Raw genomic sequence first — 13,974 nt, forward strand, 5'->3', positions numbered from 1 at the left:
TTATTCAAGTGGAAGGGGTTACGCCTTGTCGCGCAGGATGTAATGGATGTGGAAAATAATATCGCTCAAGTTTTCCACCGTGGCGTATTGGGCTGCAGGTGCCCCGTCTTTCTTGACGTTAAACAATGTCAGTGTCAGCGTGCCGGTGGTGGGGTCTGCCCCCTCAAACGGCAGGAACTGACTGCCCACGAAATTGGTGACAAATCGGCCCGAGTCATTCATGCCGTGAGACAAGGTGGCTATCTCATCGCCCAACTGCAGGGTGGCCTCGATGTCCTGGTAAGGGCCCAACAGCGTCGGCAAGGTCACCGCGATATTTTTAACGAACCGCGTTTTGGCTAGGTGGTCCATATTGTAAGACGTGCCCAGCCCCAACTCGGCTAGCGTCAGTTCGGCAATGAACATGCCATCCTTCAGCTTGAGCTCCACCCCGCGAGTGGGTGTATCCGGCTTATCGGCCAGTATTTGGCTGATGGTCATCCGCAGGCTGCCACTGGGCTCCTCGCGCTGGGCTGCAAGAGAGACCGTCCGGGTCGCCTCTAGTCCTTTGGCGCTGTTTTCCAGCCAGATATTGCTCAGTTTCTGCAGCTCCACATTCAGACCTTCGCCCGCCAGCAACCCCTGCCACAGGTCATCCCACACCGGGGTTCTGAACAGTTTGTCAGTCAACCCCTTGCCCAACTCCTGCTCCAGAGCCGCCCGGGCCTGCAAGCAGACGGGGAGCGTCGCGTCATACTGTTGGTAATACAGGGCGGACAATCGACCCGCCAGCCAGTTATACAAGGCCTGCCCGGTAAAACGACTGACCTGCAGCTCGTATTGTTCCTGGGCGTTGGCCGCCTCCAGCTCGTTCAGTGCCATCTGTTTTTGTGCCATGACGATTTGCTGTTGCAAGCTGTCAATCTGTGCCGTCAGTTGTGCTTGCTCTTTCTCGGCACTATTGCGCTGCAACATCCATTCTTCCGCCCGACGCTGATAACCGGCGGTGATGTCGCTGATAGTGGCCGATTGATCCAGGGTATGGGCGAGGGTCTGGGTGACCTGCGTGGCCGCATGCAGTGGCGCACCAAAGTCGCCGCCGCCATTGGCCAAGCCAAAGGTATTTGGCACGGCACTGAGCGCCCCGCCGGCAATGGCGGTGCCTATCGATACAAGGTTGCTGGCCATGCTGGTACTGCGCAGCGTCAGTGCGGCGATTTCACCCGCCGAGAGCCCGCCATTGAGCAGGTTGTCGTAATGGGTCTTATGCAGCGTGGCCGTCTCGTGACTGACCCTCAGGGCTTTAAGACTTGCAGTGAGGCTGTCAAGATTTTTCTGGGCCACCTCCTGCTGCTGGCCCAGCACCGATACCTGCTGTGTCTGCAGCAACAGGGTCATTCGCTCATTGTCCTGCCGCTCCAGGGCGTTTTGCAGCGAACTGCCAAACTGCATCAATTGAGAGACCGCCGAGCGGGCAAACTCGGACAGCAAGGGGTAGCGCCAACCGGTGGCTACATGATTGCCTGGTGCAACCTCACCCTGAGGGCCATCTCCGCCGCTTTGCTGGCGATGCAATTCTGCCGGATCCATCGGTGTGGCATACAGCCGCAGGCTCAGGGGTTGGCCGTTCAGGCTCAGGTTGTGGCGCAGGTTATACAACCGCAATTCAAGCTTGTCCCAGTAGGCCAGCAGGGCGTCGTTATAGGGTGGCAGGAAGTGGCCGTCGCCCATGTCGTGAGCATCACCAGCCCGCAGCCACTGAACGAACGTCACGGTCTCGCCAGCGGTCAGCGGGGTGGTAATATTGCCAGCTTCCTCACTGAGTGTCGGATCAGGCCATCTGTTGGTCTGACGGATATCCGGACGGGGGCCCAATAACTGCTGGGCCTGCATATAGTACATTTTGGCTTCCGCCAGCGTATCGCGCTCTAACTGGCGATATAGCGTATCGCCACGGGTAATCAGCAGGTCAAGGGTGTGCAGGAAAATGGCCAGCTTGTAGTGCATCGGGTCAGCCATGGCAATCGCATCCGGGTCACTGCTGGGCAACAGTTCACTGTCCCAGCCGGTGTCGTGCTGCAGCGGGTAACAGTTCCAGTAGCGCGGAGAACCGGCATCATCGAGCAACAACTTCCCATCGGCATCGCGATAACCTGCACTGTTGAAAATGTATTTATACCAGATGTATGCCTCTTCAAAGCGTTGTTCGGTCTGCAAGCGGGTGGCGAACAGGAACGGGAGATGGAAGAAAATTTCCCACAGGCACAGTCCATACGGTCCGGTAAATGCATCACCACCTTTAATTGGATTTAGATAACTAAATTCAGATTTGTAAAGCCATGTGCCTTCCTCTGCAATCATTTTTTGATTGTTGTAACTCAGAAAGCTTTCAATACCATTCTTCAGTAAACTGTTCAGTGAGACTGAGGGAGACGCGACAGTGAAAGCGGTAGAGCTTGAATTGAAATTGAGCCAGACATTTAGATTGTCATCCACTTTGAAATTGCCGTACTGCCAAGTAGTTGGCTGTGCGTTTTCAAGAGACATGATTAACGGGGCGGAGTATTCCAAATAGTCATCCGCCCTCCAGCCGCCCAATGCATATATTTCGTCGCTCTCGAATGAAATCGCTATTGACTTGGTTTCATGTTTACCTATGGTTAGGAGTCGCTTTTTTATTGTATAGTACGAACCATGATTATGGAGGGTGCATACTGCCAGGCCTGACATATATGTAGGGTTATTAATTTCCGTCACGCTGACTGTCAGTGCCTTTCTCCTGTCGTCCCACTTAACAGTGCCGTTAACATCGTGATGCAAAGAACCGCTCTTGCGTTCAATATTATAACTGTTGAATTCTACAGGAATAATACGACCCCACCCATCTTTCGGGGCGGAAAGCGTAAGCTGAATCGCGTCTTCATACTGCTCCCATTGCCCTTCATGCCTCATGAGCCAACAGTAAGAGACTTCAACATCTTTAGCTGTGCTCTCTGAGGATTGGATTCTCTCCATTGCACTCCATAAGCAGAGCACGCCTTGAGGGCTATTCGTCATAACAACATTATCATTAATAGGGGATTTTATTGCTGCTGGCAGAGACTGCCAGCAACTCCAGTGGATGGGCTTGCTAAATTTATGGATAGACTTATCCAGCCAGACTTCACGCCAGTAGTATTGGCCATTATTCTGTCGGCCAGTAATGTATAGATGGGTTAGCTCCGAGTTCGCAATGCTGGCGCAAAGGTGTTTTATACTAGCTATCCTGTCAAAGTTACTGACGTGATTTAATAAAGCGTTCTCCACCAAGTTGGCAGTCAGCTTTCCTCTGTTTACGCTATTCTCCGCCTCTTTGAATTGTGAGCTTTTATTGGTTCTTAATATCGGGTTAATATAGTTGCCGGCATAAAAGCGCAGTTTTTCCTTGCCTGCCCAGGTGCTGTAACGTTTGTTGTAGCGGTCCCAGTTAGCCAAAAATGCATCCTCGGCGAACCAAGACTGTGCGGTTGTGGCCAAATTGCCGTCATAACCTTCCATTGCCCGGTGAATTGCCAACTGCAGACTGTTAATGCCTTCAGACAATGGCGTAGTAATGACATGGTCGCTGATTTTGGTATCCAGCAGCAGGTATTCGTACAGGTCATTGGCGTTATTGATGCTGCCGTTACAGCCACTGAAATCATGGTTGGCGATATAATGGCTGACCAGTGCATCCCGGCGGGCTTCTTTCAACTGCTGAGTAAACAATGCGGAAGACATGGGGTTATCCTTCTAATATCAGTTTCAAGGTTAACGCTGGCTGATGCCGGCACTCAGGTTGCGGCTGACGGACTTAATCAGGTCGCATTCTTCGGCCTCTGGGGTGGGGTGCATCATGGTCTGCAGGTCACCAAGTGTCGCAGCTCCCACATTCAAGGCAACGCCGGTGCGTAACCAAGTCAGCAATTGCCAAAGCGAGGCGAAATCCTGCGGCCAGCCTGCGTCAAATAGGTGGGCCATCACCTGCTGTGTCGTGGTTTCATCCTGCTGGTGCATGGCGGCAATCAGACCATGTGCAGCCTCGGCGCACATGCTCTTTTCGTTGAGCTGCTCCAGCAGACGCAGAGCTTCATCACGGGATACCGTGACCTGGGTTTGCCAGGTTTTGAAGCGTGACAACAGCAGCAACACCGCAAGTGATGGTGAGGGGGGCTGGCTCCAGTCGCCATGCAACTGAGTGGGAGTCTTTGTCAGCAATTGTAAATCCAGTTCCGTCAGCGATAGCCAGTGTGCAATCACCACCAGTTGACTGAGTTGCTGGGTCCAGGTGACCAGGGTTGTCTTTTGCTGCAATTGATCGATGGAGGCGTCGCCATTGAATAGCGCCTGAATGGACTGCCAGTAGGCATCGACGGTAAACACATCTTCATCATCACCGCTGCGCAAGGCGGTTTGCCAGTCCAACAACCTGGCCATGACATTGGCCTTCAGGTTGAAACCACTGGCCAGTGTGCGGTGCAATTGTTGCGCCAGGGCGGCATCCTCAGACGGTGGTTGATTTGAGCGCGGATGAACGCTGTTCATGATGGTCTGCAGGAAGGTGAACATTTCTGCTGTTGCCGTGGCGCTGTGTTGTTCACTGACCATCCCTTGTAACTGCACTAGATTAAGGCCGGTATCGTGCATCCAGGCCAGCACTTGCTCGGTACGGGCGATCAGAGTTGGGGCGTTGAGTGTGTCTGCTGCTCCCAGTTGGCGCAGCAAGCTATCCTGCCCTCCCGCCATTAATCGCCACAGTTGCTCTGCTTGGGCAAACGTCAGCCCCAGCATGCGAGGAATGGCACCAAAGCGGTAAAGCCTGCCAGCATTCCCCGGGGTGAGGGTGATAGAGTCTTGGGGGCCGCCAAAGCAATAGGCCGTAATTCGAGTAAATTCGTCACTGGTCACCCCGAGTGCCTGATAGCAGATGGCTGTGAGCTCTCCTGTTGTGGTGCTGACATGCTGGTTTAACGAAATAGAGCGATTGCCGTCCAGCGACGTGAAGCAGGTTTCGAAGAAGCTTTTTTCCTGACTCGGGGCATATGGGTTGATATCGCCGATAAAAGAGACAAAGGTATTGACGTCAATTCCGTAGCGCTGCTGCAAGCTGACGTAGGTCGCCAGCATATCGAGCACCGGTCTGTCCAACAGCGCCTTCTGCCCTCGAACGGGGTCGGCCGTACTGGCGCTGCGACTGGCATTGACTATCAGCCAATCCAGCATCTCGAACGAAAGTCCGGTCTGGTTCTTCAGGCGAACCAGTTTCCCAGCCCGCCCGGCCAGCTCTACGACCGTACTGGCCTGAAAGTTCAACGTCTCCCCATCGGACTGCACCCACAGGAAGTGGGGGGTATCTTTATTATTGATAGCCCCATTCAGATAGACGGCCCCATAACTTTGGACTGATGCATGGCTCGATGCGCCGAATTGCTTATAGCGGCTGGCGGGGGCATCGGCATTGCAAGTAAATGAGCGCTGAGCGGTCAGGCCAAGCAATTGATTAAACGTCAGCCCGGTTCTCTGACAATAGGTGCCAATATTGTTCAGCGTTGTTGCAAGGGCGGCTTCATTCTGCAACTTATTCAGACCATAGTGGGTGGTGACATTCTCCAAGGTCAAGTCTGCTTGCACCAGCAACTGAAAGCTGTTTGGAGTCAATTTGAGCGTGTTGCGAGTGGGCGGTGAGGGTTGCGTGTCTGCCCTTAGCGGAAATACCTCGGTGGTATCTTCCATCGGGGTACCATTGGCATCTTTGCAAAGAATAAAAGCCAGTGCCTCGCCTTCTGGCGCGTCCAAGATCAGGGGATCTGCACCGTCCGTGGCTGGGGCTTCTGGCTCCCACCCAATGTAGCCTTGGGGGGTTTTGAGTTTGATGGCACCTGCGTCATGATGCGGCTCAATAGTCACCAGCAGATGGTGGCCAACGGACAGCCCAGACCCGTTGAGATTATCCATCAAGGCATATCGTCCGGTCTGCCCGCTATTTTGACCGCTATCTCCCTTCAGGAAATTCGCCGTCAATGTGGTGCCTTCAACGGCAGTCTCGCCGCTTACCCCCAAATACAGCGTATTGCGGTTATGTTCTGGGACCCAGGTAAACCTTAGTGGGACCGCCACCGACAAAGGCTGACCCAGCGTTAGATGCGCACTGTTCGCCGTGCCTGCTGTCGAAGGGCTGGAAAGGCATACAGCGGCATTCTGACCACTTTTCTTTGCCTTCAGATAAAATGTCTGGCCTTCATGCTGGCCTGCAATGACGCGAGGGGCTACAAAAAGGCGGGGTGATGCCATGGTGGCGAATGCCGCCCCCATGGCATCAGACAGTGTATCCCCCAAGCCATTCAAGGTGCGTCCCTGTGCGCTCAACGCGGCGTTGATTTGCATCAGGTTATCGTCATAAGGCAGGGTCATCGGATAGTAGGTATCCGCCAACGTCACCAGTCCGGCTTCCCCTCTCTGTAAAACCTCCAGCAGGATATCCAGTGCTGTCACCTGCTGGTTCATCGCGGCCTCGCTCAGAATAAGGCCTTTCAGGTCGGGGCGGCGTTGGTCGATGTGCAGCGCAGAATTTTCCTGATGCAGGGTCTTGGCAACCCTGTACAAAGCAGCCGCATAACGCCCCGGGGAAAAGAGGGATTGAATGGATGCGGCATCCGCATAGTCACTGCTGCGTGACAGCAGGTCAGAAAAGTCTCCATCCCCGGCAATATTGCGTGTCAGTGTTTCATGTAACGGTTGGGATGAGGTGGTCGAGAGCTTTTTCAAGCCGCCAATGACCGGCTCCTGACGCAGTTGCCAGGCACGATACAAAGACCTGAGGTTTTCTGCCCGTTGCCGGGCTTCATGGTAGATGTGTTGTGACTCAATTTCCTGAACGTCGGGCAAGGACTGCACAAAAACCGCGCGCTCCTGACGAATAATATCAAAGACAGACTGATAGCCAGCGCGGTTTAACAACACAGCTGAAGCACCTGAAAACAAGGTTTTTTCCGACATGATTGTTATCCTTGGTTAGTTGGTTAGGGAAGGTGTGAACAAGTGGATTTCGCCTTCATCATGAGTAACATTCCCACATTTTAAGAATCCATTTATGTACAGGGAATTAAGAAGAACTTCATTTAAGGCTCATTTCAAGGCTTTGTTATTAATAGGTTTTTGTTTTTAGATGGACATTGTTAGCCAAATTAACTAAGGCCTGTACCAGCCTCTCCATTATTCCGGTTCAGACAAGCAATTCAGTGAATCGCGCCAATTCCCTAGACACCTTACAGCCTTAAAATGAGGTAATTATTGGAGGTGTTATGACCCGTCAGCGTTATCCAGAAACATTCAAAATCGAAGCGGTTAAACAAATCACCGAGCGCGGGCGGCCGGTGACTGACGTTGCACGAACCCTCGGGGGCATTAATGGGATGGTCGCCCCTCCCCAAAACGGCATATGAGTGCCAAAGTGGCGAATGTAAGTTCCCACTGATGAGAGAGGCGACCACCATGAAGGCTATGACTATCGGCTTCACAGGTGAAACCGCCGTGCTGGATAGTGATGCAGTGCTGGCGTCGGGCATCTAGCTCGCCGCTCAGCAGCTTGGCTTCCAGTGCCTTGATGATGGCCGGGAAGATTGCCTCCAGCTGGTCTATTGCCTCCTCTGCCCATTCGCCTACCAGTGAGGCGCGGTCTGACAGAAAGTGCAGCCGGTGGTGCTCCTGGATAAGACGGGCACCAAAGCGCGGTGTAACGGTATGAGGCAAGCCCCACTGCGCACAAATCCGGGTGGGCTGGTCTGGCGCTACAGGGTGTTGGTCGTTGGTGTGGGTGGTTGTCATGGTCATGATTAGCGATACCTCAGTTGAATGTCGATGATTGTGCCGGGCACGTTGTGGCGCTGTCGCAATCTGGTCAGGTGTTCTGGGAGATCGGTCAGTCTGGCCAGCCGTCCCCGATAGAGCCGGGAGATATTGACGTAGTCGGGATGGCTCACGGTGATGGTCACCTGATGCCCCGGCTGCCAACAGCCAAACAGGCGTGCTTTTGCTTGCTTGATGGTGGTGATGCCGGGAGCGGGTAACGTCTGCCGGTTACGCAGATGCAGTTTGTTGAGCTCAGGGGCATAGCGATGCACCTCGAGCCCGGTGATAAGGCGAGTCATGAGAAATTAGTCCGACGATGCAAAGGGCTAGCCTGTGAGGGCTGGCCCTTTATGCTGTATGTGGATGAGCGGGGCTGTCTTGCTGTGGCTGTTGACCGCTACCAGGTCGCGGTGGCTAGCCGTTGTAAAACAGGATGTAGTTCACGCCAGCCTGCTGGGCGGAAGTGAGCAAGGGTTGCAGCGCTGGCGGGATGGCATCGAGCTCCATGGCCAGGTTCAAGGTGTACTCATAGGAGGAGCCATCCTTCATGCCGACATGTTCATGGGAGGCCATTTGCTTGACCCATTGCCATTCTGGCACTTGGTCTGCGTCATCGTAATCGCCAACGATGGCGCTCATGGCAACATCCAGCATCTGCATCACGGGATGTCCTGCCAGTGGGTTCGTTGTTGCAGGTAGGGGGTTGGTCATTGCATCGTTCCTTGTTGTCTTGGCTGTCGAGCCCTCTGAGCATTGATGAGCGTGAGCACTTGAGCTGTGCGTTGTTACAGCTTATTGATAACCGGTTTGCCATTGAGCCGGTCCAGCAGATGCAGCGAGCCGTATTGAGCCACCAGTCGGTCTATGGCCATCTGGGCACAGGCCGTTCTGCTGGGCTTATTCTCAGGGACTGCGTAACGAGCGGTGAGCCAGCCACCGAGCAGCGCGATGCGATAGCCACTCGGGATGTGGGTGAGCGACGTTCCTATCCCCCTCCCGTGAATGAGAAAGGGCACTGCTTGCCCGCCGATGTCGATATCGATGCGTTGCCCCTTGAGCTCGAAGGTAGTGAGTTCCCCGGTTTGTGGATGTTTGCCGGGCACCTTGATGGTGATGTTTTTGGCCATCTCACACCTCCGGCTTGGTTTCAAAATGGTGGGTCACAACGCCCGCCTCTGGGTCGATACTGATAAACGCCGGGGCTTGCGGGTGGTACTGATAGAGCCGCGCCAGCTCGGCACGAAACGCCTCGACGTTCGGCGCAATCACATGGTGGGTATCCCCCTCGGCGTAGGTAAAGGTCTCGCGCTTCTCTGTGTTAATCCAGATACCGAAGTACCAGGCGTCCTCCTCGGTGTCGTATTGTTGCCAGCCTTGGGCCAGCAGCGTTCGGTCGTAGTAGTAGCGGTCTGCCTGATGGCTACTTCGGTCGATGCGGCAACCCGTCACGGTGAGCTCGAGCGGGATACGCCCCGCCGTGTGTGCTTTCTTGACGCGGCGCAGCAGCTTGAGCGCCCTGGCTCTGCTGCGTTGATTACCGAGCGGATGCTGCTGTGTGGCCCGCAAGGCCAGATGGGTCATTATCTTCGGCGCAGTGTTGTGGTTGAGCTGACCGATGGCAGTGGTGAGCTGCCGAGCGGTCAGGGTCTTGTAATCACGCAGGTCGTGCATGGGTGGGTTCCTTAAAATGCAAACAGCCCCTCGGTGTGAGGGGCTGTGTGGGGTGGTGGTGTGCTGTTTTGGGGGATGATTGTCTACAGCGATTGCTTGAGGCGGTTGATGTCTCGCTGATAGCGACGGCGGTGGCTATGCCAAATCACCCGCTCGGCAGCAGCCTCCAGCAGCGCCGTGGTCACGGTACGAGGCAGGACCAGATTTGCCCCGTCCCAGCTATCCAGGTCCAGCACGCCGGAGCGCGCCAGACTGGCTAGTTGTGCATTGAGCTTGCCGGTCAGCTCCAGTGCAATGAACTCCTCGATATGGGCTCGGAGACGGGCGATAGCGGCCTCTGTCCCCATGGGTGATGCAGTGGGCGTTGTCATGGTCACGTGTGGCTACTCCAATCCGGCGCGTCGTTGCTGCCATGGTTGACGTAGGCTCCGACTATCACCCGTTGCCACTCGCCGACCGGCTGACCCGCAGCATTACAGGCACAGCGAAAGCGGGCGAAGTTAATCTCTCGTGGCAGGTGCTCACGCATATCCCGTGGACTGACAAAGAGCGTGGTTTTGTGCAGTACAGGGTTGGGGGCGACCAGTGGGCCGCCAATACGTCTCCCCTCCACATCGTGGGCATAGGCAAAGCCCTGCAGCATCAACTGCTGATTGATGAGTTTGGCAAGTGCTGGATGGGCACACATGGCCTCCGCCACGGCGGCCTGGCTAAAGCTGTCATTGAACGTAATCATTGTTGTTTCTCCATTTCCTCCGGTGAACGGTAAGCCGTTGCCAGCAGCGCAAACTGTTCGACCAGATAACTGATACTGATGCCCAGTTCATCGCTGACCCCATCTCCTAGACGGTGATGCAGGTGTGCCATGTCATTGGCGATACGTTGGGCTATATGGGCTATATGGGCTATATGGGCGGTTGAGCTCGGTGGTGAACCCGTCACCGTCAGGGTGATGGATAGACCCATCACATCTCCCCCCAAGGTGCTTGCTCCCACAGTGACAGCCGGGTCAGCACGTCTTGTGCGAGAGCCTGTTGCAACTGCTGCATCACCTTAACCAGCCGTGGTGCCTGCACTGGGCTCCCGGTCCATTCGCTCGACTGGTACAGGGCGCAGCAGGTGAATTTGTAGAGGGCTAGCAGTTCGGCATCGGTGAGTGGTGCCTGGTGGTAACGGTGGGTCGGTTTAAGAGGGCTCAGTTTGTTCGAGCGGTGCTGACGTGGTTCCTTGTGGTCCTGCTGACGCCCCCGCTGATAGCGATGCCAGACTGCACGGCGGTTGGCGAGCATCATCAACCGTGCTAACCGGTCAACCCGCCACGTCCAGGTACTGGTCGTGTCTGCTGGAGGTATCCACCAGAGGGTGCGCAGTAACTCAAGGGTGTAGTGCGGTGGCATCGGGGCATTACAAAAACGGTGCAACTGCACGGCAAAGGCCAAATAGTCCTGGCGGTCGATCATGAAAGCAGACATGGGCATGGTTCCTTAAAATGCAAAAGGCCACCTTCGGTGAGGTGGCCTTGGGGTGATGTCGGAATATCCGGATCATGATGTTGGCAGTGATGATCCGGGTTTGGGGATGCTGGTGCTATTCGTGCGTCTGAGCGGCTTCTGGGTGAGCGGCATTGAACAGGATGGCGTAGAGTGCGGAATCAATGCCGTTGACGGCATCGTGGTATGGGTAATAGGGCGGTGCGTCTCGGGAGCACTCGAAGTAGTCACCAAAGCAGTTGAGACACTCGCGTATCTCGATGGTGGAGCCTTGCAGCAAAGCTTCTTCAAACTGCTTGGTGTAGGCCCTGTCGTCACTAGCCTTGGTGATGGCCTTTTCCAGCAACGTCAGCGCATCCTCGTTGCAGGTAGCTGCCAGGCTATGGCGCAGCTTGCCCAGCGTTTCCTCAAGGGAATAGGGGTTGGGTAATCGCATCGTGCTTGTCCCTTCTTGGGTTGGCTAATGGCGTAGCTGATGCAGCAGCGCATCAATGGCTTCGACACAGTCGGCCTGGGTGAGTTGGTAACCGTTGGGCAGGTGAGCCACGATAGCGGGCGCTGCCTGCATCTGGACGTTGTCTGCAAGCCAGCAACGCAACTCGATGAGGATATCGAGGACGGTGAGGTGTGATTTGCCAGGGGGAATGCTCATAGCAGGCCTCGCTCGGCCAGCGAGACTACACCCTCAGCGCCAACTACCAGATGGTCGAGCAGCCGAACATCGACCAGTGCCAAGGCCTCCTTGAGGGCCTTAGTAAAGACCCGGTCTGAGTGGCTGGGTTCTGGGTCACCGCTGGGGTGATTGTGCACCGCGATGATGGCCCCACAGTTGAGTAGTAGGGCCCGCTTGACCACTTCCCGTGGGTAGATGCTGGCGCTGTCGAGGGTGCCGCGAAACAGCTCCTCAAAGGCCAGTACACGATGTTGGGAGTCAAGGAACAGTGCCCCAAACACTTCATGTTCCCGTTCTTGCAGCAAGGTTTGCAGTCGCTCGGCGGCCTCCGTGGTACTGGTGATGGCGGAGCCTTTGGCCAGACGCTTGCGAGCAATCTGATTGGCGATGCGCAGCAGGTCTTGCTCGGTCACCGGCTCGGTGACGACATAAGTGCCGGGGCATTCCCCGGCTTTGAGTTTGTGGTAACGCATAGTGGTCTCCAGAAAAAGAAAGACCCCGGCAGCGCGAGGCATACCGGGGCTAAATGCAGAGAGGTTGTTGGTTCATCTTGAGGGGTGTTCAGCTGTCCGTCGTGATGGGGCCTGTCGTGTCGACGGATTCACTCTGTATCGGCATCAGGTTTTCCGGTACCAATACGTTCAGCGGGATAGCTAGCGCAATACTCAGCCGTTCCGCCAGTTCATAGGCAGGGCCGATTGTGGCGTAGTCTGCCACCCAGGTAGCCAGGGCCAACCCACTAGACTCTACCGCTCGCAGGTAGACGCTGTAGCCCTGCACGGTCAGGCCACTGTCACGCACCACCTGCGTCTCGCCCTCTCGGTTAATAGCTTCGAGCTCAACGGCTATCGGTTGTTTGGACATCAGTAGTCCTCAGTCACCACTGACAGTGACGGTAAAAAAGCCCAGCTGGGCGTAGGCAAGAAAACTGTTCTGCCACATGTTGAATAACTCTTGGGCTTCTGCCGTGGGCAGCGGTCCCCAGCCTTGCAGATAGTGCTCACCATCGAGGAAGTTGAAATCGAGCTCCTTGTCGAGCTCGGCATCCTGGCCCAGCCCCTGGTAGCTGAAGTCGGTGACGTAATCGAACAGCCAGCCATCCAGACCGCGTATCAGGCGTATCTCGACCGGGTGAACACCTCCTTGCTCAGGGCTATAGGTGGGACTGCGGAAGTTGAGGGTAAGCTGGGTCAGACGTTCCTGGTCAAGTGTCGTATTGGTGAGCGCCTGATGAAGTTGTGTCAGGAGCGCTGGGATGACGGGCAGGGCAAAGCCGTCCCGGAAGAAGGGAATGGTCATATGTGTCTCCAGAGGTAAGTGGAAATCAGACGTCGCCGAATAGCTCGGTCAGCTTGTGGGCAACGAGCTGGCGTACCTGTTCGTCGATAAAGGTGCTGACCGTGGCCAATGTGGCGCTTAGCACCGCAAAGTCATCGGTGAGTCCAAGTGGCAGCAGGTCCGGTATGGCATCGATGGGGGAGACAAAGTAGAGCAAGGCACTGTAGATGAGTAGCTTGGTCCAGAGCGGCAAGTCTTCCTTTTTACTGGTGTAGTAGAGTAACAAACAGACCTCGATAAGCGGTCGTCCGACGCGTTTGGCAAACGCCCTGAGCTTGCGCCAAAAACCATCGTGGTCAAATGGTTTATCAGGGGAGATAGAAGGTGGCATAAAACACCTCTCGGCTGGGCAGATGTATAGATGGTTGGGTGGATTCATGGAAAGCCGTGTGGATGGCTTTGGTGTTGGGGGTATGAAAAAGGAGGCAAATGCCTCCTCGCGAGTTGCGGTGGTTGCTGGGTGGGGCCTGCGGTGTTTATTTACCCCATTTCCGAAATCACCGTTCGGATTGCCGAAATGGCTGTGCGATTTCCCGAAATACGCGGCCCGTACCTCTCCTGTGGTCCGTACGGCGGAACCCGGATACCCCTTCAGTGATTATTTTTTGTAAAGCACGCTGAGGGTGTTATCGACTAAATGCTTGGCAATTTCATAGTCCGGATTGTAGGTGGCGAGATTGTGAACCGCGATGCCAGCAGCGGAGACAACACCCGCGACCCCGGCAGGGCCACCAAGAAGGCTTGCGCCTGCGGCGGCAATGCGCCCCCTAGTGTAAATCCTGCATTTCAATCCGGCAGGTTCAATTGCATTTTCAATTTTGCTGACAGCGCTACTCATCCGCCCAGACAAACCGGTCACTTCAAAAGAGCATCGGTTGCTGATGAGCGTGGTTAACTTGTCAGTATCCAGGTCATCGTAATGAATTTTTTCCATGGGATATTGTTACTCCTCTTTTG

18 protein-coding genes and 1 pseudogene are annotated in these 13,974 nt (G+C 55.1%); 1 reads left to right on the top strand and 18 read right to left on the bottom strand.

The annotated features are described in order from the left end of the window. Positions 1-18 precede the first annotated feature (18 nt). Complete coding sequence (locus WJM78_RS01155) at positions 19-3,738, bottom strand: neuraminidase-like domain-containing protein (protein ID WP_339012771.1); 3,720 nt, start codon at positions 3,736-3,738, stop codon at positions 19-21. Between the two features lie 30 nt (positions 3,739-3,768). Then, on the bottom strand, positions 3,769-6,993 hold the full coding sequence (locus tag WJM78_RS01160; RefSeq protein WP_339012774.1) for a Tc toxin subunit A: 3,225 nt from the start codon (positions 6,991-6,993) through the stop codon (positions 3,769-3,771). A gap of 305 nt (positions 6,994-7,298) precedes the next feature. On the opposite strand from WJM78_RS01160, the pseudogene WJM78_RS01165 reads away from it, so the two are divergent. Next, a pseudogene (locus WJM78_RS01165) lies at positions 7,299-7,397 on the top strand (transposase); the annotation flags it as partial. 4 nt (positions 7,398-7,401) lie between these two features. Here the strand turns inward: WJM78_RS01165 and WJM78_RS01170 are convergent. The 16 genes from WJM78_RS01170 to WJM78_RS01245 form a co-directional block, all read right to left on the bottom strand. Beyond that, the gene (locus tag WJM78_RS01170) at positions 7,402-7,827 is read right to left on the bottom strand and encodes a type IV toxin-antitoxin system YeeU family antitoxin (protein ID WP_339012777.1); all 426 of its coding nucleotides are present in this window, start codon (positions 7,825-7,827) and stop codon (positions 7,402-7,404) included. Between the two features lie 2 nt (positions 7,828-7,829). Beyond that, complete coding sequence (locus WJM78_RS01175) at positions 7,830-8,144, bottom strand: hypothetical protein (RefSeq protein WP_339012780.1); 315 nt, start codon at positions 8,142-8,144, stop codon at positions 7,830-7,832. Between the two features lie 115 nt (positions 8,145-8,259). Further along, entirely contained in the window at positions 8,260-8,556 is a 297-nt protein-coding gene (locus WJM78_RS01180) for a hypothetical protein (protein ID WP_339012783.1), read from the bottom strand. A gap of 74 nt (positions 8,557-8,630) precedes the next feature. Continuing rightward, entirely contained in the window at positions 8,631-8,972 is a 342-nt protein-coding gene (locus tag WJM78_RS01185; RefSeq protein ID WP_339012786.1) for a hypothetical protein, read from the bottom strand. Position 8,973: 1 nt separating this feature from the next. Beyond that, the gene (locus tag WJM78_RS01190; protein WP_339012789.1) at positions 8,974-9,516 is read right to left on the bottom strand and encodes a hypothetical protein; all 543 of its coding nucleotides are present in this window, start codon (positions 9,514-9,516) and stop codon (positions 8,974-8,976) included. Positions 9,517-9,599: 83 nt separating this feature from the next. Beyond that, the gene (locus WJM78_RS01195; RefSeq protein ID WP_339015712.1) at positions 9,600-9,887 is read right to left on the bottom strand and encodes a hypothetical protein; all 288 of its coding nucleotides are present in this window, start codon (positions 9,885-9,887) and stop codon (positions 9,600-9,602) included. A gap of 2 nt (positions 9,888-9,889) precedes the next feature. Continuing rightward, positions 9,890-10,252, bottom strand: a complete 363-nt coding sequence (locus tag WJM78_RS01200; RefSeq protein ID WP_339012790.1) for a hypothetical protein — start codon at positions 10,250-10,252, stop codon at positions 9,890-9,892. Then, positions 10,249-10,482 (bottom strand): hypothetical protein, encoded by a 234-nt coding sequence (locus WJM78_RS01205; RefSeq protein ID WP_339012793.1) that lies wholly within the window; start codon positions 10,480-10,482, stop codon positions 10,249-10,251. Before WJM78_RS01205 ends, WJM78_RS01200 begins: the two co-directional genes overlap by 4 nt. Next, positions 10,482-10,988, bottom strand: coding sequence for a hypothetical protein (locus tag WJM78_RS01210; protein ID WP_339012796.1), 507 nt, complete (start codon positions 10,986-10,988; stop codon positions 10,482-10,484). The genes WJM78_RS01205 and WJM78_RS01210 overlap by 1 nt, the downstream gene beginning before the upstream one ends. Positions 10,989-11,103: 115 nt before the next feature. Continuing rightward, positions 11,104-11,442, bottom strand: coding sequence for a hypothetical protein (locus WJM78_RS01215; protein WP_339012798.1), 339 nt, complete (start codon positions 11,440-11,442; stop codon positions 11,104-11,106). A 24-nt stretch (positions 11,443-11,466) separates the two neighbouring features. Next, positions 11,467-11,658 carry a hypothetical protein gene (locus WJM78_RS01220; RefSeq protein WP_339012801.1) on the bottom strand — a complete coding sequence of 64 codons (192 nt, stop codon included), beginning with the start codon at positions 11,656-11,658 and terminating at the stop codon, positions 11,467-11,469. Beyond that, a complete protein-coding gene (gene radC / locus WJM78_RS01225; RefSeq protein WP_339012803.1) occupies positions 11,655-12,152 on the bottom strand; it encodes a RadC family protein in 498 nt (165 codons plus the stop codon). Before radC ends, WJM78_RS01220 begins: the two co-directional genes overlap by 4 nt. Before the next feature lie 88 nt (positions 12,153-12,240). Further along, on the bottom strand, positions 12,241-12,543 hold the full coding sequence (locus WJM78_RS01230; RefSeq protein ID WP_339012805.1) for a hypothetical protein: 303 nt from the start codon (positions 12,541-12,543) through the stop codon (positions 12,241-12,243). 9 nt (positions 12,544-12,552) lie between these two features. Then, a complete protein-coding gene (locus WJM78_RS01235) occupies positions 12,553-12,978 on the bottom strand; it encodes a DUF2787 family protein (RefSeq protein ID WP_339012807.1) in 426 nt (141 codons plus the stop codon). Positions 12,979-13,003: 25 nt separating this feature from the next. After that, positions 13,004-13,348, bottom strand: a complete 345-nt coding sequence (locus WJM78_RS01240; protein WP_339012809.1) for a YkvA family protein — start codon at positions 13,346-13,348, stop codon at positions 13,004-13,006. A 267-nt stretch (positions 13,349-13,615) separates the two neighbouring features. Further along, complete coding sequence (locus WJM78_RS01245; RefSeq protein ID WP_212514758.1) at positions 13,616-13,951, bottom strand: hypothetical protein; 336 nt, start codon at positions 13,949-13,951, stop codon at positions 13,616-13,618. Positions 13,952-13,974 lie beyond the last annotated feature (23 nt).

Origin of the sequence: Aeromonas popoffii (assembly GCF_037818705.1) — a bacterium.
Taxonomy (GTDB): Bacteria; Pseudomonadota; Gammaproteobacteria; order Enterobacterales; family Aeromonadaceae; genus Aeromonas; species Aeromonas popoffii.

Coding starts and splice junctions, on each gene's coding strand:
- WJM78_RS01190 (WP_339012789.1), bottom strand. CDS start 9,516: ATGCACGACCTGCGTGATTACAAGACCCTGACCGCTCGGCAGCTCACC.
- WJM78_RS01215 (WP_339012798.1), bottom strand. CDS start 11,442: ATGCGATTACCCAACCCCTATTCCCTTGAGGAAACGCTGGGCAAGCTG.
- WJM78_RS01235 (WP_339012807.1), bottom strand. CDS start 12,978: ATGACCATTCCCTTCTTCCGGGACGGCTTTGCCCTGCCCGTCATCCCA.
- WJM78_RS01200 (WP_339012790.1), bottom strand. CDS start 10,252: ATGATTACGTTCAATGACAGCTTTAGCCAGGCCGCCGTGGCGGAGGCC.
- WJM78_RS01185 (WP_339012786.1), bottom strand. CDS start 8,972: ATGGCCAAAAACATCACCATCAAGGTGCCCGGCAAACATCCACAAACC.
- radC (WP_339012803.1), bottom strand. CDS start 12,152: ATGCGTTACCACAAACTCAAAGCCGGGGAATGCCCCGGCACTTATGTC.
- WJM78_RS01210 (WP_339012796.1), bottom strand. CDS start 10,988: ATGTCTGCTTTCATGATCGACCGCCAGGACTATTTGGCCTTTGCCGTG.
- WJM78_RS01240 (WP_339012809.1), bottom strand. CDS start 13,348: ATGCCACCTTCTATCTCCCCTGATAAACCATTTGACCACGATGGTTTT.
- WJM78_RS01180 (WP_339012783.1), bottom strand. CDS start 8,556: ATGACCAACCCCCTACCTGCAACAACGAACCCACTGGCAGGACATCCC.
- WJM78_RS01195 (WP_339015712.1), bottom strand. CDS start 9,887: ATGACAACGCCCACTGCATCACCCATGGGGACAGAGGCCGCTATCGCC.
- WJM78_RS01205 (WP_339012793.1), bottom strand. CDS start 10,482: ATGGGTCTATCCATCACCCTGACGGTGACGGGTTCACCACCGAGCTCA.
- WJM78_RS01160 (WP_339012774.1), bottom strand. CDS start 6,993: ATGTCGGAAAAAACCTTGTTTTCAGGTGCTTCAGCTGTGTTGTTAAAC.
- WJM78_RS01175 (WP_339012780.1), bottom strand. CDS start 8,144: ATGACTCGCCTTATCACCGGGCTCGAGGTGCATCGCTATGCCCCTGAG.
- WJM78_RS01245 (WP_212514758.1), bottom strand. CDS start 13,951: ATGGAAAAAATTCATTACGATGACCTGGATACTGACAAGTTAACCACG.
- WJM78_RS01170 (WP_339012777.1), bottom strand. CDS start 7,827: ATGACCATGACAACCACCCACACCAACGACCAACACCCTGTAGCGCCA.
- WJM78_RS01155 (WP_339012771.1), bottom strand. CDS start 3,738: ATGTCTTCCGCATTGTTTACTCAGCAGTTGAAAGAAGCCCGCCGGGAT.
- WJM78_RS01220 (WP_339012801.1), bottom strand. CDS start 11,658: ATGAGCATTCCCCCTGGCAAATCACACCTCACCGTCCTCGATATCCTC.
- WJM78_RS01230 (WP_339012805.1), bottom strand. CDS start 12,543: ATGTCCAAACAACCGATAGCCGTTGAGCTCGAAGCTATTAACCGAGAG.